We start from the raw sequence: 25,254 nt of genomic DNA, 5'->3' as shown, positions 1-25,254 counted from the left end.
ATTTATAAAAAAAACAAAGAAACATATTTTTATAATATCCTTCAATCACTACTTCTAGTGATTTGGAAACAAATCCTTATCTTGCAGAAAATTTCCAAACCTGCAATTTGGAGAAAGAAATTATAAAAATGAGTACAGCTAAATATTATACACGTGGAGAAGAAATCGCAAATACCGTATCCCATGGATTAGGCATTCTAATGGGAATTGCAGCGGGTTTCGTACTACTCTCCGCCGCCATCAGCAGTGGAAACAATTGGGCTATTGGGAGTGTGATTGGTTATTTGTTCGGGATGCTGGCATCTTATATCACATCTACTTGCTATCATGGATGCACACATGTAAAGCGAAAAAGCCTGCTTCGTAAATTCGATCATAGCGCTATCTATTTACATATAGCGGGCACCTATGTTCCTTTTACGCTGATCGTGCTTCGGAATGAAAGCGCATGGGGCTGGAGCCTTTTTGCCTTCATCTGTATTGCCGCTATTACCGGGCTGATCATGAGCTTTACCAACTTAAAGAAACATAGCAACTTAGAAACAGTCTGCTTTGTACTGATGGGTGGTGCTATTCTTGTCGCATTCAAACCTCTTTATGATGTTCTATCTCAAACAGGTCAAATCGATGCGTTATATTGGCTCATTGCGGGAGGTGTATCGTATGTGATAGGAGCTTTGTTTTATTCGTGGACAAAGAAAAAATACATGCACACTGTCTTTCATGTATTCGTTCTGATGGGAAGTCTATGTCACATCATTGCCATATACACTATTCTATAGGTCTTATCTCCCATCAAGATATTTAATGTAATTAATTACCGCTTTTATATCCAGGTATGAGCATTCTTTGGGTAACTTCTCCTTGATTTCCGACAGAGAGGATTTTACACCCATCTTTTTGATTACAGGAAGCATATATTGCACTTTGTTATCGGGAACTAACTCTAAAACATCCAACTCTCCGGTAAGAATAAAGCTCACAAGATGCCCCTCTATAGTAGTGGGCGAAAGATTTCGATCGACGGCAATTTCTTTCACCGATTTCCCTTCGGTAAAAAGAGATAATGTGAGTCGATGGCTATCCCCTTTTTGAGGCTTTACTTTTTCAAGAGAGGCAACACTTTCGGAAGGAACTTCTACCTTCGAGAATACTAATTCCTCTGTTAGATTAATATTTCCATAGTTGATATGCTCTATGCGTGATAGCAGCCTGAGCAATGTATTGTATACCTCGTTGGCTTTATTTAAGTAAGCCTTTACTTTCGACTTCGTTTTGAATCTCTCCAAATGCAGCATCAGTGGGGAAATAATACATTCAGAAACATCTTTATGGAAATAAACGGCTGCCTTTTGTACCCTATCTTTCAATCTTGTCAGATCAGGATTGGGAGCAGATAATATATAATTCAGCTCTTTTATAAAGCTCTGTGCTATCTCTTGTTGCTCAATGGCCTTACTGCACATTTGAGCAATCATAGACTGCACCTCTTCTTTTTCGGGAATCTTCTTTTCCGCGGCCAGCTCATTCAATGAATGAAGGCTTCGAATGAAAGGCGTCCAATCAAAATATCTGACTAATTGCTTCGCACAGTAACGAGGTTTCTCTTGTTGCAGTATTCCATCCAGATAGACTATATCCTGTTCCTTTTTTGCAAATTCTATAGCATACGGATCAGTACTTATGCTCTGCTGAGTTATAGGAGAATATAGCACAATGCCATCCAACGACGTACAACGGCTAAGAGCCACATATACCTGCCCGGCTGCAAAGGCCTGTCCGGCATCAATTATAACCCTATCGAAAGTCAACCCCTGGCTTTTGTGAATCGTTATAGCCCAAGCCAAACGTATAGGATATTGTGTAAATGAGCCTAATTCCTCTTCCTCTATTTCACCCGACTCTTCATTCAACGAATAACGGACATTTACCCACGAGTCGGGCTCTAGTTCCATTTCGTCTCCATTTTCGAATCTGACAAGGATATAATCTTCTTTCAATTGCACCACTGTAGCCAGCTTACCATTATAGTACCGGCGATTTTCGCCAACATCGTTTTTCACAAACATAACCTGAGCTCCTTCTTTCAACAGAAGTTCACATTCGGTGGGTAAAGAATTTTCAGAAAAGTCACCTTTTATTTCTCCTTTAAAGACGTACCCTTTGCCCGGTAGTTGTGCCAGCTCTTCATTGTTAATCCGGTCAGTTTTATAGTTATGAGTACATAGTGTAACATAACTATCACCTTTAGCAGGTCTGAAAGCAGGGTTATATTTTTGGTTTAATATCTGTAGATCTTGCGAAGTGGTACAATTATTTCTCACACGATTGAGTATGTCTATAAATCGCTGGTCTTGTTGCCTGTATATCTTTTTCATCTCTATATAGAGTAGTGGATAATTATCCAGCACCTGCGCATGAAAGAAAAAAGGTGATGGATAGTAATGCTTCAATTGTTCCCATTCTGCGGTTTGTACTACAGGAGGAAGCTGAAACATATCTCCAATAAAAAGTATTTGAACCCCTCCGAATGGTTGCTGATTGTTACGGTATCTGCGAAGCATATAGTCAATAGCATCAAGCATATCGGCACGAAGCATACTTACTTCGTCAATAATCAACAAATCGAGTTCACGCAACATCTCTATTTTCGATTTGCGAAGCTTGAAGTGGTAATCCAGCTTCTTTTTTCCTTCGAAGTTCGGGATAAAAGGCTCGAACGGAAGTTGTAGCAATGAATGTAGAGTCACACCTCCCGCATTGATGGCTGCAACACCTGTTGGAGCTGCAACGATCACATTCTTATCTATTGTTTTACGTATATGATGCAAAAAAGTGGTCTTTCCCGTTCCGGCTTTTCCGGTGAGGAAAACCGACTGCGATGTATGTTTGACAATATCACTTGCCAGTTCAAAGACCTTGTTGACAGACACATCCATTATTTGGTAACATTTTCAATCGTATTTACAAATATAACTCTTATTTTTGTATCACTAGTTCATAACTTAGGCTACTATGACAAAATATATATTCATCCTTTTTTGTGTCATTCTTATTCCCTCTTGCACGGTGACGAACCTTGTTTCAATCGATGTACGTGAACCTGCACTAATTTCTTTCGAAAACCCTCAACAAAAAAACATTGTAATAGTCAACAACAGTGCTTCACAATCGAGCGAGGGAGTAGAGGCAAATGGTGAGGCTCTTAACGATTCTTCTGTAATGCCCACAGATACAGCAAAAGCCATATTCAGGAGCTCTTTGCGGCAATACCTGAGTGAAGAAAATTATTTCTCGAAAGTAGAACTCTATCCATACCCAACCAATGGTGGCGCAGCAAATGAAGTCAGGCCATTATCGGCAAGGAAGGTACAAACGATATGCAAAGAACAAAATGCGGATATCCTATTATCACTTGATTTATTCATTGCATCTGCATCACTAGAGTCGGTGAGTGTAGAATACTTTAACAATTACAATATCTTAAGTTCACAAATTGGCGTATTGCTCAAAGCCTACAATATGGATGGCAGCTTACTGGCTCCTCCCATAGCCCATGTAGATAGCCTTTTCAGAGAATCGGCTGTTTCTTGGAATAATATGAAAAACAATATTCCAGAAATCAACGATCTGGTAACCGAGATAACGATGAAGGCTGCCGACGCAATGACATCCGCGATTGTTCCTTCGTGGAAAACAGATACCCGCTGGTATTATTCGGATAGTTCGAAAGGGATGAGAGAGGCAACCAACATGGTTGTAGCCGGGAAATGGCAAGAAGCAGCTGACATTTGGAGTGAATTGTATGACAAGGAGAAGAATACGAATAAAAAAATACGACTTGCATCGAATATAGCTCTGGCTAATGAGAATCTCGATGATCTAGAAAATGCATTAGCATGGATCAATATAGCCTACGACTTGTTGCCCCTAAAAAGCAATTCAGATCTTGCCTCCCAAGTCTTTTTTTATAGGGAAACTCTAACAAATAGAAATTTAGACAAAAACAAGCTGTATAAGCAATTGGGAATAGATCCTCCAGTCAGCGAGGATTATGAAATAGAAAAAGAGGCTACTGAATAAGTAACCTCTTTTTAGTTTCGTTTTTATCTTGTCTGCTTTACATTCTGTCCGGAACCTCAATACCCAAGAGAGACATTCCGCTTTTTACTACACGCCCTACATTATCGGAAAGTATGAGCCTGAAATTCTTCAAATCTGCATTTTCCTCTTTTAGGATAGTATAGTCATGGTAAAACTGATTATATTCTTTTACCAGGTCATATATATAATTTGCAATCAGAGCCGGATTATATTCATCACCCGCTTGCTTTACGATCGATGCATATTCAGCAACTTGTTGCACAAGACCCTCTTCTTTTACACTTAGCGAAATATCAGCAGAGAGTGTTGTCGGAATAGAGATCCCTTGTTCCGCAGCCTTACGCAGTATCGATTGTATACGTGCATGTGTATATTGAATAAACGGTCCTGTATTTCCATTAAAATCAATCGATTCTTTTGGATTGAAGGTCATGTTCTTTTTAGGATCTACTTTCAGGATAAAGTATTTCAGAGCACCCATACCCACCATTCGGGCAATATTATTAGCCTCTTGCTCACTTACCCCTTCAAGCTTACCAAGCTCTTGTGATGTTTCTTTTGCTGTAGCAACCATTTCATCTACCAGATCATCGGCATCCACAACAGTTCCTTCGCGCGATTTCATTTTGCCTTCGGGCAACTCCACCATTCCATAAGAGAAATGCACTAGCCCTTTGCCAAACTCAAAGCCTAATTTATCCAACACGATTGACAAAACCTGAAAATGATAATTCTGTTCATTTCCCACTACATAAATCATCTTATTCAAATCTTTATGCGCTTTGAATCGCTGCTGAGCCGTTCCTATATCCTGTGTCATATACACAGAAGTACCATCACTGCGGAGTAATAATTTATGATCTAAACCTTCTGCAGTCAAATCGATCCAGATAGAACCATCTTCTTTCTGATATAAAACACCATTTTTCAGACCGTTGAGTACCGTATCTTTTCCGTCCAAATATGTTTCTGATTCATAATATATTTCATCGAAGTCTACGCCCAGACGCTTATATGTTTCGTCAAATCCGGCATAAACCCAACTGTTCATTTTTTTCCATAAAGAAACAGTTTCAACATCACCGCCCTCCCAGAGACGAAGCATATTGCGAGCCTCGGCCATCAATGTAGACTGAGCCTCAGCCTCTTCTTTAGATAAGCCTTTAGATTGTAGTTCGGCAAGCTCTGCTTTGTAATGTTTATCGAACATTACATAGTAATCACCAACAAGGTGATCACCCTTCTTGCCTGTGGATTCGGGAGTTTCTCCATTTCCCCATTTCTGCCAAGCGAGCATCGATTTACAGATATGGATTCCCCTGTCATTTACTATATTTGTTTTTACAACTCTGTTTCCATTTGCTTTTAACACTTCGGACAGTGCAAACCCCAACAGGTTGTTTCGTATATGCCCTAGATGTAGAGGTTTGTTTGTATTTGGAGATGAATATTCTACCATTACCAAAGGAGAATTATTATCAGCCTTTGTTATACCATAACTTTCTGCGGCATAAACTTCATTTAACACATCAATCCAGCAAGTAGTAGCAATAGTCAGATTAAGAAATCCTTTGATCACATTAAAGCTACTTACCTCCGATGCATTCGCTTTAAGCCACTCTCCTATCTCCTGTGCTGTTTGCTCAGGTCCTTTCTTCGACATTTTCAGAAAAGGAAATACAACTAAAGTATAGTGACCTTCAAACTCTTTCTTTGTTTTTTGTAAAGAAAGCTGTCCTGCTGTCACCACTTGTCCATAGAGTGACTCTATGGCATTAATTATTACCTCCTGTAATCTTATCTCTAGCTTCATATATGATTTTGAAAATTACTTATTCAGGTTGCAAAGCTAAGAAAAAAGTACCCTATAAGGTAGTTTTAGGGCATAAAAAAAGTAGGAAAGATTATTCCCTACTTCTTTTTTCTTTTTTTTAATCAATTATAGTGCAGCTAAATCAGCACCAGCTTTAAACTTAACAGTTTTCTTAGCCGGGATATTGATAACAGCTTTAGTTCTAGGGTTAATTCCTTTTCTTGCTGCTTTTTGAGTTACAGAGAATGTACCGAAACCAACTAGGGCAACTTTGCCATCTTTTTTCACTTCTTCTGTTACTGATTCAATGAAGGCTTCAAGAGCTTTTTTAGAATCAACTTTGCTCAATCCTGATTTTTCAGCAATTGCATTGATAAGTTCTGTCTTGTTCATAATAATTGAATGTAAATGATTTAATTAAACATTATATAACCGAATTGTTTTTTGTATACATTTCTAGTTCTGGCACTCAAATATAAGTGTTTTATTTAATAATCATAAAAAAAAATAGGAAAAACTAGCTAGAATTCAGAAAATATCTAAACGTAAAGTCATTTTCCTCAAGAAAAACAAAAAATATCTGTAATTTTGGGCTTTTGAAACGAAAAAACAAGAAATCAAGATGAATCAAAATAGCTCGGGATTCATGAGTTCGATTCCGGTAGTTACCCGAAATCTCATAATTATCAACTTCTTAGTTTGGATTGCTGATGAATTATTAGGCAGCAGGCTTAATATGAGTAATTATCTTGCTCTGCACTATTTTTATTCAGAACATTTCATGCCTCACCAGATTATAACCTATATGTTTATGCATGGGAGTTTGGGGCATATATTTTTCAACATGTTCGCTGTATATATGTTTGGCCGCACGCTTGAAATGGTATGGGGGCCAAAAAGATATCTGGTCTACTATATGTTGACAGGGATTGGAGCTGCCGCTTTACAAATGCTAATCACATATATCAGAGTTCATTCAATAGAAGCTAACATGTCGGCTGAAGCCATTTCCACGGTATATAATGAAGGAATGGGTATATTGATGAGCAACAGAAACTATACAGATCCTGACATGGGAGCATTAAACTTACTTGTTAACACCAGTATGGTTGGAGCTTCCGGCGCAGTATTCGGAGTATTGGTTGCTTTTGGTATGTTATTCCCTAATGTTGAGCTAATGATGCTTTTCTTCCCTGTACCGATAAAAGCAAAATGGTTTGTTATAGGCTATGGTGTGATGGAATTATTCTTGGGTATTGTGGATAACGCAGGAGATAATGTCGCACACTTTGCGCATTTGGGAGGATTGATCACGGGATTTTTCATAATACTTTACTGGCGTAAGAAAGGAAAAGCAAATGGGCACAATTTTAGAGAATATTAAATATCGATTTAAGCAGAAAGATATACTCATACAGCTTATAATCATCAACATCGCTGTATTCTTGATTCTTTCTGTTATCGGGATTATAGGTAAGTTATTTAAGATCGAAATATTTAACTTATTACCCTACATTGCCGTAACTTCTGACTTCTCTCTACTGATAAAACGTCCGTGGACATTATTGACCTATATGATTGTCCACCTCGAATTCTTTCATATACTGTTCAATATGCTTATGCTCTTCTGGTTTGGACAGATATTCCTGAGTTATTTCAGTCCTAAAAATCTGGGAAGCCTATATTTGCTCGGAGGTTTGGCGGGTGCAATATTGTATATCATATCATTCAACACGATACCATATTATCTGGAAATGAATCATCCCCCAATGATAGGGGCATCGGCTTCGGTTATGGCTATTATTTTTGCTTCCGCCTTTTACAGGCCGAATGCCGAAGTAAGCCTTTTCATGGTATTCCGTGTGAAGATTATCTATATCGCGCTTTTCCTTTTCGTTATTGATTTTATATCGCTAGACAGCAATACAAATCCCGGAGGGCATATCGCTCATATCGGAGGTGCCCTGATGGGTTATCTATTCGCTAAACAATACCTGAAAGGGAAAGATATAACCCGATGGATGAACAAAATAATTGACTCTGTTGCCAACCTAACCAAGCCAAGCTATAAAAAGAAGATGAAGGTTAAATACAAAAGACCTGAAACCGACCAGCAATATAATCAACGTCGCCATAAAGCAACAGAGGAGATAGACCGTATACTGGACAAAATAAAAACTTCGGGTTATAGCAGCCTTAGCTCAGACGAAAAAAAACAGCTATTTGATGCGAGTAAAAAATAAATTATCCAAGATTAGAGTTGGTCGATTTATCAAATATACAGTATTCGCCACCAACCTAATAGCTATCATTATACTCATCTTGTCAACTCTTGCATGGTATGTGGTTCCGTCTCAAGTAACATTTATTGCTTATCTGGGGCTTGGTTTCCCTATTATCCTATTTATAAACATTCTGTATCTAATACTCTGGGTTATTACCTTCCGATGGAAGTATGCATTGGTTCAACTTATCGCAATATGTGCATTCTGGCAACCAATATTAACATGCTATCCAATTCATTTTAAGACAAAAGAAAAAGACATTCCTCAAAAACACATAAAAGTACTCACCTACAATGTGCGTGCTTTCAATTGGGCGAAAGGTGAAGCCGCAAGAAACAATCCGATATTGGACTATTTGGTAAACAGCAATGCGGACATAATTTGTTTGCAGGAATTTGCTGTATCGCCTTCCAACAGTAAGAACAAGAAAAGTATAATATCGGAGGTGGAAATAAAACAAAAGTTGAAAGATTATCCTTATAGCAGAATCATAAAGCTGGGATCATCGCGAGGAAACCTCATATATGGATTAGCCTGTTTTTCTAAATTCCCGATAGAAAAAGCGGAGCGTCTCCCGTTAGAAAGCTCATACAATGGATCTGCTATGTATGAATTAATAATCAATAAGAAAAAGGTAACACTTGTAAATAATCATCTGGAATCGAACCGAATAACATCTGAAGACAAGAAACTATACAAAGAATTCTTCAAAACGAGAGATAGAGAGATGATCGGAGAGGTGGCCATGAACGTGCAAACACGACTAGGAGCAGCTTATAAGATAAGAGAAGCGCAAGCCAAAATAATACGCTCGATCATAGACAAACAAGAAACAGATGCGACTATTGTATGCGGAGATTTTAACGACTCACCTATTTCTTACGCTTATTATACAATCAAAGGAGATAACCTTGTAGACTCTTATGCTAACACCGGTTTTGGACAAGGTATCACCTACCATGAAAACAAATTCTGGTTCCGAATAGATTTCATCATGCACTCTATGGCTTTCCAATCTTATAACTGTACGGTTGACAAGATTAAATATTCCGATCATTATCCGGTTTGGACTTATCTGGCATTTAAAGAGCAATAATCATCAACTTATCCTATTGCAAAACAGAGCATAAAAAGGTTGATCTGTAAGAACCAACCCCTTGTATTTTATTGAAATCATATATTTATCTTACTGTCGATACCGGATGTTTATTTCCCTTATAACTCTTTAGAATTGCTCTTGTAGAACCTATATTCAGCTTCGAGTCGAGACGTACAGGCATGCGGTTGTTATCATTTGTAATATATACCTTCATGGCTTCTTTTTTATCGCTAAAGGCGTCATCCATGATACTTAGTACTAGTTTTATGCAGCTGTATTTATTCTTGTCATTCGCTTCAACGGTTTCTATACCATCGTATTCTATAATCATATTTACCTTTTTCTTTCCCGAGATAAAGTCTGTTTTTGTCGTTTGTCCTTTTCTCATCGAAGAAAAATCTAAAGTTCGAGCATAAAAAACCACACTCATCATATCATATATACACGACGAAGATGTCAAAGTTTCATCAAAACGAAAAGATCCATTTTTGTGGCGCTTTGCTCTTATAATAACATTGTTTCCGGTATACGTATAGCGCACCTCCTCTTTTGTATAGTCCTTTCCTTCAAATGCATCTTTGATATATGCCAACGGTACAAGGTCTTTGGTTGTATAACAAGACAAAGTATCGTTTAACGCAAATACTTTACGGACAGTTCCCGTAGACTGAGCCATCAATGTCATTTTGTAAGCATCAGTGCCATTATACTTTTCCGAAATGGTTTTCAGCGAGGAGGTTCCGGCTTTTGTATAAATAATTCCGTATTTGAAATAAAGATCATAAGACAAATCCTCTCCTGCCTGAAAAAATGTATTATTTAATTTACATTGAGCATTTGCATTCAGTCCGAATAAAGCTGAAAGCATAATTATGATTCCTGTAATTTTTTTCACCATAACTTTATCTTTTATAGTTTGCTAAGTTTTTAATTAAAAGCTATTCGTATTGTTGTAGCTATTATTAGAACTATTTCTATTCCTACCTGTAGCATTTCCTTGCTGGGTAGTAGTATTATTTTGGTTTCTAGTCCGCTGATTTTTAGCGTCTTTTTCTTCTAGTTTTTTCTTTCGCGCTTCTTTATCTTCGGGTTTCTGTTTTGTTATATCCAACGGTTTCTGGCTATCCATGCTATTTGAATTAATCCTCCAAGCCGGGTTATTCTCTTCAATCTCAAAGTTAGCCTTTACTTCGATTGCTTTGCCAAGATAGTAAACCAGTTCGGGTTGAAGTTTCATATCATAATCTCCGGTATCCCAAACTCCATTATTATTCCTATCGAGAACAATACGAGCATAATATGTTCCGGGATCAACGTCTTTAAAAACCGCAACATTATCTATGACTCTGGATTTACGAATTGGTTTATCCGACTTATCTAAAATTTCCATAAAAGAAGGAATACTATCTATGCCTTCTACCCATATAGCCAACTGTCCGTACTGATCTTCATTCTTCACCTTAAAGTTCTGTTCCAGCTTATTATTCCACAATCCGTAGATACTATAAATTGAAGCCGAGTCTATCCTCATCTGGTATTCTGAGCCATACGTCCACCTATTCTTGATAGAATATTTTCGTGGATTTACAGAATCTACAACCAGTTGAACAGGAATGTCGCTATATACACTATCTTTCTTCTGTCGAAGTATAATTTTACTTATCAGAGAATCTGTCGTAATAGGTTCATTAAATTCTAACTGAATATTTTTATAGGTATCCCACGAAGAATTCAAATTATTATTAATCGTTAAGAAGGTAATTGGGGGCTCCTCTCCTTCTTTAAGCTTTTTCCGTTCTTTCTCCTTTTCTTTTTCTTCTTTCTCCTTATCTTTCTTTCGAGTACGGTCTATAAACTTCAATGTGTCAGTTGTTGAAACTAACTGGTTTAAAGAGTCTGTCTTCATATAAGATACACGCAGCATAAGAGTATCCTGAGCCATGAGAGCTTTATCTTTCATCCAATAGATTAACGTATCGTTCTTTGGCGTTTTCTCTAATATAGCCCAATTCTCTTTGTCAAAATTGAGAGGCTCTACTTCCGGCATTGCTGTTGGTGCACCAAAGAACAATGAAAGCTGATTTGGTGTACGCTCATGTTTTTGCAGATATTGTCGCTGAAAGCCCGATTTAAAAGATCTCAAAACGATATTATCAGGTAAGAAGCGTGTATACTCTACTGTTTTAATCGTATCAATTTCTTTCTTGGGTGCTTCTTTCTGATTCTTTGGTGTTTCAGCTTCCTGATCGTGATCATGATCATGGTCTATAAATATAGTATCACTTCTTAGTGCCCTTTCTGATGTAGGTTCGATTATAGTTTCCATAAAAGCTATCGCTTCAGCAGGATTATCATACATATAATCTCTATTGGCATCAGCCAAAGCGTATATCTTATATTTCCCCGGCGCTACACCCTTAATAGAAAATACCCCGGCACTATTGGTACGCCCGATACGATCAAATTTCAGCTTGATAAAAGCTGAATCTTCCAAATTGGCATGTAATCCCACATAAATTCCTTTCACCGGCTCAAGGTTATCTGCGGTTATCACCTTACCGGAAATAGCCAAAGAATCGACAACATCTCCTGTAGAAAAAGAATATGAAAAATTTTCTAAAGGATTCTCCTCATTATTATCTACAATGGCATCCGTAAAATCTACTGTGTAAGTAGTATTCGGCATAAGAGTATCTCGCAATTCTACTGTTACTCGCCTGTTTACGGAGTGTATAATAGGAAAAGCTTTTTGCGGAGGGGTGATAATCACATTCTCTGAAGGATTCTTTATTGTTACATTCTCATCGAAATCTATCGTTATTTTTCCTTTCGCCACACGAGTTGCATTAAAACCCGGCGAACTACGTACCACCTTCGGAGGATCGAGATCAACCGGTCCTCCTGTTGGCGTAGCCATATTTGCACAGGCTACAGCGATCAAAATAGTGACTACTAAAACAAGTAATAATGAGATATATTTCTTTATGGACTGTACCATGTTTTATTTAATTTAACGCAAAAATACGATGTTTTATAGATAAATAGGTAAATAGGGTTATAAAATACTTTAACAGAACGCTTATCTGTGGAAAGAGTTGTTTAAAATCAATTGACTTTCATTTCCCATATTAAAAAGCAAATCCACAATACTCATATTTTCCACGAACCCTAGTTTTTGTTCAAAAACCTGATAATAAGGAATTGACACAAAGGAAGGATCTAGCGATAAATCTTTCTTTGGGTGAATCACATCCCGCATATCGAGCTCATGGTCTTCAAATGCCGTCTTATATCCGGAGGTATATTCTATCACAGGCGATTCGATATTGAGCAAACCTAGAATAAGAATTCGAAGCTCTTCATTAAAATCGAATAAGAAAGAATATTTCTTATGATAAAACGTATAAAAATCATCCTGATAGTATTCAAAAAAAGGAGTTGAATTGTAAGCCGAAACAATCGCATTCCAATGCATATGCTGCCAATTGCCATGATCTGCAATACGAATATCCTTCGTCAATGTTTTTTCGGAAGATGAATGAACGACAGGAATAGATAAAGGAATAGACCCATTAGCCGAAACAATCATAGAGCGATTGCGATACGACTGTTTTGTGTAATTCTCATTCTGCTCAATAAATATATGGTCTCCCTGCACAAATTTTGCATAATACTGAATAGGCGCTAAATAAGCCGATGAAAGATATATATTCATTACAGAATCAATTTACAGAAGTTAAACAACGTTCTTTTCTTACGTTTCCATTATGGGAGCTATACCAGATTAAACGAACTTTGCCTATTATATTCTTAAAAGGGATAAAACCCAACGTACGAGAATCCAAAGCATCTTTTATATTGTCAGATAGCACCCAATAGTAATCGTCTTGGAACCTATAGGTTGCCTGCTCTTTTCCCCCGATGTATAACTTATCGTCAGCAATATGAGCATTATCGTCCTGTTCTTGCAGTATTAGCTGCTTATACACATTAATATTCAAGCTATTAACACTTATCACTTTACCCTTCGATGGAACTATCAAGCGATAATTTTGAGTTGTATCGGTCTTACAACATATAGATAGTGTGGAGTCTTCTATATTCTCATTAATAATAAAAGCCTCTAATCTATTCAGCATAATACTTATTGTATCTGCTCTATGCTTTAAGCTACGAATAGGAATATTATGCTCTTCCATTATAGCCTGTATATCCTTTAACGCCAAAATATTCATGGAATATTCATTCATGACGTCGGCAGAAGCAATATGATTTATACGATTAAGGGATAACAGTCCTTTTTCTACTGAAACGGTATCACCGGGAATAGCAATACAACGACTGACAATTAGATCCTTCTTATCCAACGGCTTACCAACATCCATCGGATTGTTGAACAAGATAATATCGTTTCTCTCAATCCTTTTTTCCAGTATTCTTTTGTAAGGCGCTTCTAAAGAAGTGAGATATGAGCGAACACCAAATATTTTATCAAAAGTAAATGGAATCGTTAATATCGTAATAGGCAGACGAACACCGTATGATGTTTTATCAATAAGTACCTGATCACCTTCCAGAAGAGAGGTTTGCATCTGAGATGAGGATATGGTATATGACTCTACAAAAAAAGTCCGTATACATAACACAATGAGCAAAGTAATTAAAATCACTTTGCCCAAATATGTATAGATGTTTTTCTTTTTTGAAGACATTTTTCAATCCCCAATTTTAGCTTATTATTTTTTATTGCCGGATGTAAAAAGTCTGTTCCAGCGTATTCCGTTCTTATCTTTATCCAAAGAGAGCCATATAAACAAAGGTTTACCTACAACATGATCTTCGGGAACAAATCCCCAAACACGGGAATCGGCCGAATTATCTCTGTTGTCTCCCATCATAAAGTAATAATCCAATTTGAATGTATAAGAATCAGTCTGTTGTCCGTTAATATAAACTTTTCCATCACGATAGTCAAAATCGTTTAGTTCATAATTCTTTATACAGCGTATATATGTTGCTACCTTACGATCTACATCAGTATCAAACTTGATTGTTTCGCCTTTTTTAGGTATCCATAGAGGATGTAAATCTCCGGGTTGAGTTTGCATGTCATAAGTGATAGGATAAATTGTGGGTTGTACAAACTTTTGTCCCATTCTGTTAGCCAACTTATAAAACTGGTTTAGAGGAATTACTTTTTCTACAAATGGCTTTTGTTTCATCTCTTCTGCCATTTCTTTGGTCATATTTACACCGGAATATAAGAATCCGGGATTTCCATTTTTAGCTTTAGGGAAAATTGCCCTTACATACGAAAGGCTATCCACTTCGCTCAAATCCTGATACATCCCTATTCTTTTTTTGTCTTCCTGACTTAAGCCCAAATCATCGAAAGCAGCGGAAGATATATCTGTCCCATTGGTTTGCACACAATATAACAACTGCATTTTTTCAGGGCTTTCTATTGGTTTACCATTGATATAAACTGTATCACCCACGATAGAGATTGTCTCGCCCGGCAATCCGATACAACGCTTTACATAATTTTCTCGCCTGTCTACAGGGCGATAAAGTATGTCTCCGTATGTATTCTTATTTGTCCAAACCTGACTTCGTCCGGCTTCTTTGCACAAAACATAGTAATCTACTTCCTGAAACTTCGAAGCCACTGTATCTCCCGATGGATAGTTGAAAACAACTATATCATTACGCTCGATATGTCCTGTCCCTTTGAAACGCTTATATTCTAACTGAGGTTTTTCAAGATAGGACTTAAATCCAAAGAAAGGAAAAGTATGCTGCATCAATGGTAACGAAAACGGAGTCATTGGAGAACGCGCTCCATAGCTCAGTTTGCTAACACATAGGAAATCACCGACTAAAAGAGATTTCTCTAAGGATGAAGATGGAATCTGATAGTTTTGGAAAAAGAAAGTATTTATAAAATATACTCCTACCAATGCAAAAAGAATAGCATCGATCCAATCGAGGATACTCTTCACTTGACGGTTGTTAGATTGTTTCCATCTACCCCAAGGAACAAATTTAGTGATGTATATATCGATAAAAACAGGGATCAGGATCAATACAGCCCAATACCCGGTCCAGATAACAAACGCAATACAGCAAACACTAGCTAGAATGGCATATATCCATTGCTTCATCCCCGGTTTGCGACGTTCTCTTTTATTTTGCTGATTCGAAGAATTCTTTTCCATATCTTATTTTAAAATTTGAGCATATCACCCATTCCAAGGAATCCTTTTTTACCATTAGTAAATTCGGCAGCCAACACTGCACCAAGAGCAAAACCCACACGGCTTTTGGCATCGTGTTTTATACTTATAATGTCTGCTTCAGACTCATATATTATTTCGTGTATTCCCGGTACTTCTCCTTCACGAATACAATGTATAGACAGGTCTGTTTGTTTTTCTTCTACTTCCAAGTTCCAGCGTTCTTTCCGGTCAACTTCCTTTATAAGGTCTTCTGCCAGCGTGATAGCTGTTCCACTCGGTGCATCCAATTTATGAATATGGTGTACTTCTTCCATCTTCACATCATAGCTTGGATAGTTATTCATAATCTTTGCCAAATATTTATTGAGGGCAAAAAAGATATTAACACCAAGACTATAATTAGAAGCATAAAAGAAAGTTTGACCTTGTTCAGCACAAGCTTTCTTTACTTCCTCCAAATGTTCTAACCATCCTGTTGTTCCTGCAACAACAGCAACACCAACCTCAAAACATTTACGATAATTTTGTATGGCACTATCAGGTGTAGAAAATTCAATTGCAACATCAGCACTTTTGAATGCCGGAGAATTAAACTCCTCCAGATTATTCATATCAATGATTGATACAATATTATGACCTCTTTGCAGGGCTATCTTTTCTATCTCATGCCCCATCTTACCATATCCTATAAGTGCTATATTCATTCCGAGAGTTAATTTAATGAGTAACTAAAGCCTACAAATATACATAAAAACTTATTTCTATGAGATTGGATTTCTAATTTATCCCTGACTATTAGTCTATTTTATACAAAGAAAATTGCAGTTGATAAGAAATATAAACATAAATTATCTATTATTTTCATTTAACTAAATTTCAAGGCGAAAACAATAAACATAATGTAGAAAATAATGTTCTAATAAATATAGAAACTTTATCTGCTTCAATGTACTAGGAGCAGACAATATTGAACTTTACATTTATATATTTTCCAAAAAGAGGATACCTTTTTTCTAAGGTTATCCCCTTCTTATTTTGGATAACAATTAAGTTGAATCCTAAATAAAATTTGACTTATTCACAAAATCATAGATGATGTATCAAACTTCTTCGAAAAGAGGTGTACCAACAAAAAAAGACTGTCTAGGTTAACCTAGACAGTCTTTTAGTATTATAAGATTATTATTTAATCAATAAAATCCACAGTTTCTTCTCCAATCATTTTACGAAGTGTATTTTTCAACTTCACATATTGGATAAACAAATCGTGCTCTGCTATCTTACTTGGCTCATGCATTGGGCTCTTGAAGTAGAAAGACAACCAGTCTTGTATTCCGCTCAGACCTGCACGTTTCGCCAAATCGGAGAACAATACAAGGTCAAGACATAGAGGAGCAGCAAGAATAGAGTCTTTACAAAGGAAGTCCACTTTCATTTGCATTTTGTAACCCAACCATCCGAATAGGTCAATATTATCCCATCCTTCTTTGTCATCATTGCGAGGAGGATAATAATTGATACGTACTTTATGATAAACATTTCCATAAAGTTCAGGATACAGTTCTGGCTGAAGAATATTGTCTATAACTGAAAGTTTCGACTCTTCTTTCGTTTTGAATGAACCCGGATCATCGAGTACTTCCCCGTCACGGTTTCCAAGAATATTGGTTGAGAACCATCCGTTAAGACCCAACATACGAGTTTTGAACATTGGAGACAATACAGTCTTCAACATAGTCTGACCAGTTTTGAAGTCTTTACCACAGATCGGAGTCTGAGTTTTAGCCGCTAGTTCCCACATTGCAGGAATATCTACTGTAAGGTTTGGTGCACCATTGATATATGGGATACCCATCGATACTACAGCATAGGCATATACGTTTGAAGGAGCTAAATCTTTATGATTTTCCTTAAGTCCTTTTTCAAATGCTGCTAATGTTTTATGAACTTCACCAAGCGGAGTGAAAACTTCAGTACTTCCGCACCAGATAACCACGATACGATCGCAATTATTTTTTGTTTTAAAATCTTGGATGTCTTGTTTTACTTGTTCAGCTAATTCCCATTTAGTAGGAGCTGATTTTACCCATGTACCGTGTAGACGTTTAACAAAGTCTTGATCGAAAACAGCTTTCATTGGCTTGATTGCTTCCAATTCGTCTTTCACCTTGTTCAGGTCGTCTTTTGTCAACACATCTGCGTGTACTGCAGCTTCGTATGCGTTTTCTTCGAAGATATCCCATCCACCGAAAACAACATCGTTAAGATCTGCCAAAGGTACAGCGTCTTTAATCTTCGGAAAGCGATTTTCTTCCCTTTTTCCCAGACGCATTGTAGCTAACTGTGTAATTGAACCTACAGGAACACCTTGTCCTTTACGTGTTAATAACGTTCCTGCCATGAATGTTGTAGCAACAGCTCCAACACCAATTGTTAGAATACCAAGTTTACCCTTGGCTTCTTTCACTTGTACTTTTTCCATTTTTAATTAATTTTTAAAATACACTGCAACCCGCAGTAATCCTTTAAACCGGAGACTTTACTTCATCAGGATATTATCTCCCGAATTCATAAAATCCTATATAATAGCATAGTTTCAGTGAAGATCTGTTTTACTTTATTCTCCCAACCCGGGCTTTTCTACCATACAAGCGGTATCCATTACTAAAGCAGATAGTCAGACTGACTCTATAGTATTATCAATGTATTCAAGTATTGCCTTTCAATCTAATTGAAAGATAGATTTCAACTCCATGAAATCCGTTATAATTATATCAGCTGTAGCATTTTCGTCATCGTCACCCCAGCCCAAACCTTTGAGCCAAATAGTTTGGCATCCATTTTTTGTAGCGGGAACAATGTCTTTCGTATAAGAATCTCCAATAACCACAATGGAAGAACCCGGTAGACCGAGCTTCTCAACGCCTAATCCAAATATGGCAGGATCGGGTTTTCTTATACCAACAACAGCCGATTCTATAATATCATCAAAATATTTAAGTAAGTCAAAATCGCCTAATACAGACTGTACATTTCCATAGAAATTAGACACCAGAACCATTGGATAACGGTCTTTGAGTGCTGTAAGGATATCAACTTCCTTTTTAATCAAATCTTTTACAAAGTTATAACATTGATCTGAAATTGCAAGGCTATACATCTTTGTCTTATCATTTTCCTCTAGGAAGCCCTTCTCCAGAAGATATTCTATTTGAAGAGTTACTTTCTTTTTCAGTAAAACATGAAAGTTATCTTCGGGTAATATAACAAGATTAGCAGCCAGATAACGTTCTACATATACGAACGTCTCACGGAACTGTTCTCTGGTTACAGGAACCTTATTATCCAAATATGATTCCCATAAAACTTCAGACCAATGCTTACCATTGCTATCTATAGTACCTCCGTAATCGAAGATAATTCCTTTTACTTTTGACAAATCAAACATACTAAACTTATTTTAATTGTATTTTCCACTCTTTATATCCAGAACAAAGCTTTTACATATTTTTTCATGCTTTGTTACCATGTATACAAGCAGTATATTCAATACAGTTAATTCAAATACAAAATACAACCAAGGCCACCCCAACAATATAGACACAAATAATGCGATAGATCGTGTATTAAAAGAGAGTATATTGGTATATTTCATCAAAGGGAGGCTTTTCTCTCTGAAATCGTTGCGAAAACTTTCAGGAGCAACATCTCCAAATCTTTCTCTGAGTAATCGAAATAACACCTGAAGTCTTGGAGATCGATTTTCCTGATCGGTAGTATAATTACGATAGAAAAACAATACAATTTTTGCTCCAAAGTTTTTACTCCAAGTTAGCTCTTTAAATTTGGCAGTAAGCTCGGCCGAATTGTCTAATTCACTCCCTGCTTTCCCTTTAAGGAACAGTAGATGTACATTGCGATAGTAATCAGCCATCTCCGCTTGTTTGGAATGGAAGTAACCTGTAACACAAGCTAGAACCCATATCCATCCGCCCCACTCGGGATAAAGACGTAAGCAAATACCTACATAAATAGAAGCGAACCACAGATTACCGGCAAAACCATCCAAAACACGTCCTAAAGCAGAAAACTGCTTTGTCATGCGAGCCAACTGCCCATCTGCACTATCATAAGAGTTTGCCCATACGAGTAAAAATATCCCTAATAGAGATATCCATATATTGTCAAAATAAAAACATATACCTGCCCCTATCCCCAAGAAAATACTTGCTATGGTGACAGCATTAGGCGTAACACCTAATTTCTGAAACAATAGAGCCCAACGATAACCGATCGGACGATAGAAATAAATATCTATAAACTCTTCTGTATCCGTTGATTTTAGAGTAGATTCAAGTGTCGGTTGTTTATTATCCATTAATTTATTGATACTACTTTTATTACAAACTACTTTCCGTATAATGCAAATATAAGGTTATTATAATTATCCTTGCAAATCTCTTTGAATCTGCTTATGCACACATTCTGCAATCTTAGGCGCTGCATCACTTCTACAAGGAGCAAAGCTCGGCCAATCGTTAAAGTCAATTATTTTAAAAGAGCCATCCTCGTCTACAACGCAGTCTCCCCCATATACTTTAACATCTAATATCTCACCGGCCTTATCACATGCTTTCTTCAAAGCCTCTACATCAAACGGAAACTCATGCGCTTCACCATTTATTGCTTCAAGTCCAAATTTACTATGGCTCAAATCGTAAGGATAAAACCAATAGAAGAAATCAGTATCTGCCACTCCATAAAACTTAACAAGGTCTCCGACAAGATGTTCGTTGATCACAGCATTGGGTATATCACGTAAAGCAAACTCTTTTAATATCGATTTCACTTCGGGTATATTACGTGCATAGGTTACATCCTCTCTATGAATGGCATGCGAATCACCTCGTTTGATCCAATATGCATCCGCCGTCATTTTCTTCAACTCTTGGGTCGGATCATCGGTTACATCCACTATAAGGCTTGTTGGATATGGTATATGATTTTCCAACAACAAGCGAGTCATTGCCTCACGTGTACAGTTTTCAATACCGGTTCCCGGATTTATTATAACAGCTCCATCCTCTTCTCTTTTCTTTAGTTTACGAATGGTTGTTTTGTCACGAGCCATATTGAATATATATAGCTCATTCTCTTCACTTAAAATAAATTCGTCTTCCGTATACTCCCTTACATCATATCCCATATTTCTTAGACATTCGGCAGTCTCACTGAATATCATGCCGTCATTGCCTATATGATTGGGAGAAAATTTTGTCTTCCTTTTGATTCCTGCTACTTTTATCTTTGACATAGTCTTTATAATGTCCCTATCTCTATTTATATTAATTGTTTAAGAACTTCTCAGCTTTAACGATATCGCCTGCATGATCCACATCTACTATTTTTTCAAAAGGATATGCTTTTAATTGTAAATTGTCGGCAACTAATTGCCTCTGAAAGTTGCGCATACGAGCTTGCCCCGAATTCAAACAGGCCTCAAGCGTATGAATCGCCTTGGGTGTCAAACCGTAAATACCTCCGGAGATGTATTTACAATTATCAGAATGATCTAGAAAGCCTTTTATTGCCATACGTTCATTTACATCCACATAAAGCGGTTTTTCGTCATCTATGAAGTCTGTCACAGCCATCATACCGTCACTTTCCGAATCATTTATGAATGTTTGAATATATTCAGAAAACTCGTCTTCTTTAAAAATTGTGTCTACTGTCGTTAAGCAGAATTTTCCGTCTCTAAGAAAATCTCTCAACTCAAAAAAGCTATGCATCGAGCTGGGTGTGGACTTAATCACAATATTAAAGGGAATGCCCAATTCGAGATTAGTCAGATAGTCTTGCACTTGAGTCATTTCTTCGTTCACAATAATACTTATTGAAGAAGCATTATTTTTGAGAAATATATCAATCAGCCGACGAATCATTTCCACACCATTTAGCTTTACTAATGGTTTTGGCAAAGTAACACCTTCCTGGACAAGTCTAGAACCTTCTCCCGCAGCAATTATAGCGTAATTCATTTTTATTAACTAAATTTTAACTAAGAGGTAAATATACTATTCTTCTGCTTCTTTTATCAGGTCAACACTATCATCGCCGCCTTTATCCACATATAACTTTCTCAGTGGATTAGCATAAGCTTTATCATATTCTATACGATTGCCATAAGTATCAATAGCCATATATATTGCCTGACGGAACGACTCTTCTGAAGCTTTATTCTGTCCTGCAATACTGTATGCAGTACCATGAGCAGGCGATGTGCGCACAATAGACAGTCCGGCAGTAAAATTAACGCCGTCCTCCATCGCTAATGTTTTGAATGGGGCTAATCCCTGATCGTGGTACATAGCCAATATACCATCAAAATGAGTATAATCGCCCGAACCAAAAAATCCATCGGTCGGATATGGTCCAAAGCAAAGTATCTTTTTATCTTGCAACTCATTCAGTGCAGGAATTATAATCTCGTTTTCTTCATTTCCTAACAATCCATTTTCTCCGGCATGAGGATTCAGTGACAAAACAGCAATACGAGGTCGCCCCACCCTAAAGTCTCTTTTAAGACTTCGTTCGAAGCGAGTAGCTGTTTCCACTATCTTTTCCTTCGTCAATGTATTAGGAACCTCTGACAACGGAATATGCCCTGTAACAAGAGCTATCCGAAGAGAGTCTTTTACCAGAATCATTAAACTTTTATCCTGATCTTTCCCAAAACGTTCTTCCAAGTATTCTGTGTGTCCCGGGAATTTAAAGTCTTCTCGTTGTATGTTATGCTTATTAATAGGAGCTGTTACAAGAACATCTATTGCGCCATCCCTGAGGTCGGCGACAGCTCTTTCGAGCGATTGATATGCAGCTTCACCTGCAACAGGAGTAGCTTGCCCCAGCTCTACTTTAGTATCTTCATTGATACAATTGATGATATTGACCTTATTTACAACAGCGTCTTTTACATCACTTATCTGATTAAAAGCAACTGTCTGCAACTCCATCGCCTTGCGATGATAAGCGGCAACTTTAGCTGAACCGTATATGACGGGAATACATATTTCAGCCATACGTATATCTGCGAAGGTCTTTAATATAACCTCATAGCCTATTCCGTTTATATCACCTTGTGTTATTCCTACTTTAATCATAACTTTATATTTAGGCCTCTCAACTTCCACAAAGGAAGACTACACGAGGGTCATTTCTTTATTTTGCCTGATAGATTATTCTAAATCTTTTTTAGAAGCACTTAAAGCATCTCCTTTCATTGTCGACAACATACCACAGGCGGCAAAAATATCTTCTCCACGAGATGCACGAATCGTGCTTGTTACTCCTTTTTTAGTCAAATAATCGCGGAATGCCTCCATTTTCTCTTTAGTAGAAGTTTTCAAATCAACATTAGGTATTGCATGAAAGCGGATAAGGTTTACCCTACACTCAACCCCCCTAAGCATCTGCGTCAACTCTTTTGCATGAATTAAAGAATCGTTGAAGTTGTCAAACATTATATATTCGAAAGACAATCGCCTCTGCTTTGTCCAATCGTATTGTCTCAATAAATCCATTACCCCTGTGATAGGAAATGCTTTTTCGGCAGGCATAATCGATAATCTTTGTTCTTTTTCAGGACTATGTATACTGATAGCCAAATGAGCGTTGCTCTCGTCTAAGAAACGTTTCAACTTGGGCGTTACACCCGTTGTGGAAACAGTTATACGCTTCGGACTCCACGCCATTCCATAATCAGCAGTCATTATCTCGAGTGTCTTTTTCAGTTCTTCGTAATTATCCAAGGGCTCACCCATTCCCATAAAAACCACATTCGTCAAGCTCTCCGCTTCGCGAACAGAATAAAGCTGATTCAATATCTCGTTTGCTGTTAGATTTCCATTAAACCCTTGCTTTCCTGTCATACAAAACAAGCAATTCATTTTACAACCAACCTGAGAAGATACACAAAGCGTTGCCCGATCGTCCTCGGGTATCATAACGGCTTCTATCAGCTTTTCTTTTTCCGTTTTGAATAAATATTTTACAGTACCATCTACAGATTGCTGAAATTCGAGAGGGTTATACCGCCCTATATCATATTTCTCTGACAGCAAAGCTCTGTTTGCCACAGAGAGATTCGTCATTTCATCGATAGATGTTATTCTTTTCTTGTAAACCCAGTCTGCTATTTGTTTGGCAGAAAATCTGGGTAAACCACACTCACCTACTACACCATAGAAATCTTCCATAGTCATACCTAGTAAGTGCCTTTTATTTTCCATATTCTAGTATTTAGCTTTTAGCAAACAGCCTCTAGCAAATTGCTAAAGGCTATCGGCTAACAGCTTATTTTATAATCTTTTCTTAATTGCTTCGCTTTCCTTTTCAAAACCCGGTTTGTCGAGAAGAGCAAACATATTCTTCTTATACGCCTCTACTCCCGGCTGATCGAATGGATTTACGCCAAGAATATAACCGCTTATACCACATGCTTTTTCGAAGAAATAAAGTAACTGTCCGATACTATATTCATCCAGTTTAGGCAACTCTACTTTTATATTCGGAACGCCTCCGTCAACGTGAGCAATCTGAGTACCCAGCTCGGCCATCTTGTTTACAAAGTCTATTCTTTTACCTGCAAGGAAGTTCAATCCATCAAGATTCTCCTCATCAGTCGGCACTGTAAGAGTTTCATTTGGCTGAGCCACAGAAACAACAGTTTCGAAGATAGAACGCTCACCTTCCTGAATCCATTGACCCATCGAGTGAAGGTCGGCAGTAAAGTCTACCGCAGCGTTAAATATCCCTTTATTTTCTTTGCCTTCACTTTCTCCGTAAAGCTGTTTCCACCATTCTGCGATGTAGTGCAATTTAGGATTGAAGTTTGCAAGGATTTCTATCTTTTTGCCTTTTTTATACAACTCATTGCGAGTAACTGCATATATTTCAGCGATATTCTTCTCGAATGACACACTTGGAGCTGTTTCTTTTTCCATATAAACCGCACCTGCCACTAACTGACGAATATCGATACCAGCCAACGCTATTGGAAGTAACCCTACCGGAGTCAATACAGAGTAACGTCCTCCCACATTGTCAGGAATTACATATTTCTTGTAACCTTCTTTTGTTGCCAATGTATACAAAGCACCACGAGCCGCATCGGTGATCGCAACGATACGGTTTTTAGCTTCTTCTTTGCCTACAGCTTTTTCCAATTCAGCCTTCAGGATACGGAAAGCCAAAGCAGGCTCTGTTGTTGTTCCCGATTTGGAAATATTGATAATTCCAAAAGATTTATCTTTCAAATAAGCTAAAAGCTCAACAAGATAATCTTCGCCTATATTATTTCCTGCATATAAAATAACAGGATTTTTACGATCTTTCTGTAACCAGTCAAATGCATTTGATAAAGAATCGATAACTGCTCTTGATCCAAGATAGCTACCACCGATACCCACCAATACAATCACTTCACATTTGGCTTTCAATGCAGCTGCTGTATCTTCAATATCTTTCAATTGTGCATCTGTAATAGAAGATGGCAAATTGAGCCAGCCTAGAAAATCATTTCCTTTGCCTGATCCATCGTGAAGAGCTTCATTGCATTTTTTAGCAAGAGCTGCCTTACTGTTGATATCAGCTTGGCTTATAAAGCCTAATGTTTTGCTAATGTCTAATTTGATAACCTTATCCATATTGTTT

At 37.4% G+C, this 25,254-nt stretch carries 22 protein-coding genes; 5 read left to right on the top strand and 17 right to left on the bottom strand.

From position 1 onward, the window contains the following. Positions 1-128: 128 nt before the first annotated feature. Entirely contained in the window at positions 129-782 is a 654-nt protein-coding gene (gene trhA, locus HMPREF9456_RS02720; protein ID WP_006841922.1) for a PAQR family membrane homeostasis protein TrhA, read from the top strand. A gap of 3 nt (positions 783-785) precedes the next feature. On the opposite strand, the gene HMPREF9456_RS02715 is transcribed toward trhA, so the two are convergent. Beyond that, positions 786-2,939, bottom strand: coding sequence for a helix-turn-helix domain-containing protein (locus tag HMPREF9456_RS02715; RefSeq protein ID WP_006841921.1), 2,154 nt, complete (start codon positions 2,937-2,939; stop codon positions 786-788). Positions 2,940-3,015: 76 nt separating this feature from the next. Here HMPREF9456_RS02715 and HMPREF9456_RS02710 point away from each other — a divergent pair, with 76 nt between their 5' ends. After that, a complete protein-coding gene (locus HMPREF9456_RS02710) occupies positions 3,016-4,083 on the top strand; it encodes a DUF6340 family protein (RefSeq protein WP_006841920.1) in 1,068 nt (355 codons plus the stop codon). A 37-nt stretch (positions 4,084-4,120) separates the two neighbouring features. Here HMPREF9456_RS02710 and argS read toward each other — a convergent pair whose 3' ends face one another. Both argS and HMPREF9456_RS02700 read right to left on the bottom strand, forming a co-directional pair. Next, positions 4,121-5,917 (bottom strand): arginine--tRNA ligase, encoded by a 1,797-nt coding sequence (gene argS / locus HMPREF9456_RS02705; protein ID WP_006841919.1) that lies wholly within the window; start codon positions 5,915-5,917, stop codon positions 4,121-4,123. A gap of 126 nt (positions 5,918-6,043) precedes the next feature. Beyond that, complete coding sequence (locus tag HMPREF9456_RS02700) at positions 6,044-6,310, bottom strand: HU family DNA-binding protein (protein ID WP_006841918.1); 267 nt, start codon at positions 6,308-6,310, stop codon at positions 6,044-6,046. 229 nt (positions 6,311-6,539) lie between these two features. Here HMPREF9456_RS02700 and HMPREF9456_RS02695 point away from each other — a divergent pair, with 229 nt between their 5' ends. From HMPREF9456_RS02695 to HMPREF9456_RS02685, 3 genes are read left to right on the top strand one after another with little or no spacing between them, the layout of a single operon-like run. Beyond that, positions 6,540-7,301: a rhomboid family intramembrane serine protease gene (locus HMPREF9456_RS02695; protein ID WP_006841917.1), complete on the top strand. Its 762-nt coding sequence runs from the start codon at positions 6,540-6,542 to the stop codon at positions 7,299-7,301. Beyond that, positions 7,276-8,160, top strand: coding sequence for a rhomboid family intramembrane serine protease (locus HMPREF9456_RS02690; protein WP_006841916.1), 885 nt, complete (start codon positions 7,276-7,278; stop codon positions 8,158-8,160). Before HMPREF9456_RS02695 ends, HMPREF9456_RS02690 begins: the two co-directional genes overlap by 26 nt. Continuing rightward, a complete protein-coding gene (locus HMPREF9456_RS02685; RefSeq protein ID WP_006841915.1) occupies positions 8,144-9,298 on the top strand; it encodes an endonuclease/exonuclease/phosphatase family protein in 1,155 nt (384 codons plus the stop codon). Before HMPREF9456_RS02690 ends, HMPREF9456_RS02685 begins: the two co-directional genes overlap by 17 nt. 85 nt (positions 9,299-9,383) lie before the next feature. On the opposite strand, the gene HMPREF9456_RS02680 is transcribed toward HMPREF9456_RS02685, so the two are convergent. The 14 genes from HMPREF9456_RS02680 to HMPREF9456_RS02615 form a co-directional block, all read right to left on the bottom strand. Next, positions 9,384-10,199, bottom strand: coding sequence for a DUF3108 domain-containing protein (locus HMPREF9456_RS02680; protein ID WP_006841914.1), 816 nt, complete (start codon positions 10,197-10,199; stop codon positions 9,384-9,386). Between the two features lie 33 nt (positions 10,200-10,232). After that, positions 10,233-12,299, bottom strand: coding sequence for an Ig-like domain-containing domain (locus tag HMPREF9456_RS02675; RefSeq protein WP_006841913.1), 2,067 nt, complete (start codon positions 12,297-12,299; stop codon positions 10,233-10,235). A gap of 81 nt (positions 12,300-12,380) precedes the next feature. Further along, on the bottom strand, positions 12,381-13,016 hold the full coding sequence (locus HMPREF9456_RS02670; protein WP_006841912.1) for a WbqC family protein: 636 nt from the start codon (positions 13,014-13,016) through the stop codon (positions 12,381-12,383). A 7-nt stretch (positions 13,017-13,023) separates the two neighbouring features. Beyond that, entirely contained in the window at positions 13,024-14,013 is a 990-nt protein-coding gene (lepB, locus tag HMPREF9456_RS02665) for a signal peptidase I (RefSeq protein ID WP_006841911.1), read from the bottom strand. Between the two features lie 24 nt (positions 14,014-14,037). Next, entirely contained in the window at positions 14,038-15,519 is a 1,482-nt protein-coding gene (gene lepB, locus HMPREF9456_RS02660) for a signal peptidase I (protein WP_006841910.1), read from the bottom strand. 8 nt (positions 15,520-15,527) lie between these two features. After that, positions 15,528-16,244, bottom strand: coding sequence for a 4-hydroxy-tetrahydrodipicolinate reductase (gene dapB / locus HMPREF9456_RS02655; RefSeq protein WP_006841909.1), 717 nt, complete (start codon positions 16,242-16,244; stop codon positions 15,528-15,530). Positions 16,245-16,726: 482 nt separating this feature from the next. Continuing rightward, positions 16,727-18,022: an inositol-3-phosphate synthase gene (locus HMPREF9456_RS02650; protein ID WP_006841908.1), complete on the bottom strand. Its 1,296-nt coding sequence runs from the start codon at positions 18,020-18,022 to the stop codon at positions 16,727-16,729. A 240-nt stretch (positions 18,023-18,262) separates the two neighbouring features. Then, entirely contained in the window at positions 18,263-18,988 is a 726-nt protein-coding gene (locus tag HMPREF9456_RS02645) for an HAD family hydrolase (protein WP_006841907.1), read from the bottom strand. A 12-nt stretch (positions 18,989-19,000) separates the two neighbouring features. Beyond that, positions 19,001-19,918, bottom strand: coding sequence for a CDP-alcohol phosphatidyltransferase family protein (locus tag HMPREF9456_RS02640; protein WP_006841906.1), 918 nt, complete (start codon positions 19,916-19,918; stop codon positions 19,001-19,003). A 66-nt stretch (positions 19,919-19,984) separates the two neighbouring features. Beyond that, positions 19,985-20,854, bottom strand: coding sequence for an ATP-grasp domain-containing protein (locus HMPREF9456_RS02635; RefSeq protein ID WP_006841905.1), 870 nt, complete (start codon positions 20,852-20,854; stop codon positions 19,985-19,987). Positions 20,855-20,885: 31 nt separating this feature from the next. Then, the gene (locus HMPREF9456_RS02630) at positions 20,886-21,581 is read right to left on the bottom strand and encodes a sugar phosphate nucleotidyltransferase (protein ID WP_006841904.1); all 696 of its coding nucleotides are present in this window, start codon (positions 21,579-21,581) and stop codon (positions 20,886-20,888) included. A gap of 36 nt (positions 21,582-21,617) precedes the next feature. Continuing rightward, on the bottom strand, positions 21,618-22,703 hold the full coding sequence (gene pdxA, locus HMPREF9456_RS02625; RefSeq protein ID WP_006841903.1) for a 4-hydroxythreonine-4-phosphate dehydrogenase PdxA: 1,086 nt from the start codon (positions 22,701-22,703) through the stop codon (positions 21,618-21,620). Between the two features lie 75 nt (positions 22,704-22,778). After that, positions 22,779-23,831, bottom strand: a complete 1,053-nt coding sequence (gene rlmN / locus HMPREF9456_RS02620; RefSeq protein WP_018074666.1) for a dual-specificity RNA methyltransferase RlmN — start codon at positions 23,829-23,831, stop codon at positions 22,779-22,781. A 69-nt stretch (positions 23,832-23,900) separates the two neighbouring features. Then, on the bottom strand, positions 23,901-25,247 hold the full coding sequence (locus HMPREF9456_RS02615) for a glucose-6-phosphate isomerase (RefSeq protein WP_006841901.1): 1,347 nt from the start codon (positions 25,245-25,247) through the stop codon (positions 23,901-23,903). Between the last annotated feature and the right edge of the window lie 7 nt (positions 25,248-25,254).

Origin of the sequence: Dysgonomonas mossii DSM 22836, assembly GCF_000213575.1 — a bacterium.
GTDB classification, from domain to species: Bacteria; Bacteroidota; Bacteroidia; order Bacteroidales; family Dysgonomonadaceae; genus Dysgonomonas; species Dysgonomonas mossii.
Note: the sequence above shows the minus strand (reverse complement) of the source record. Positions and strands in the feature narration are given on the sequence as shown.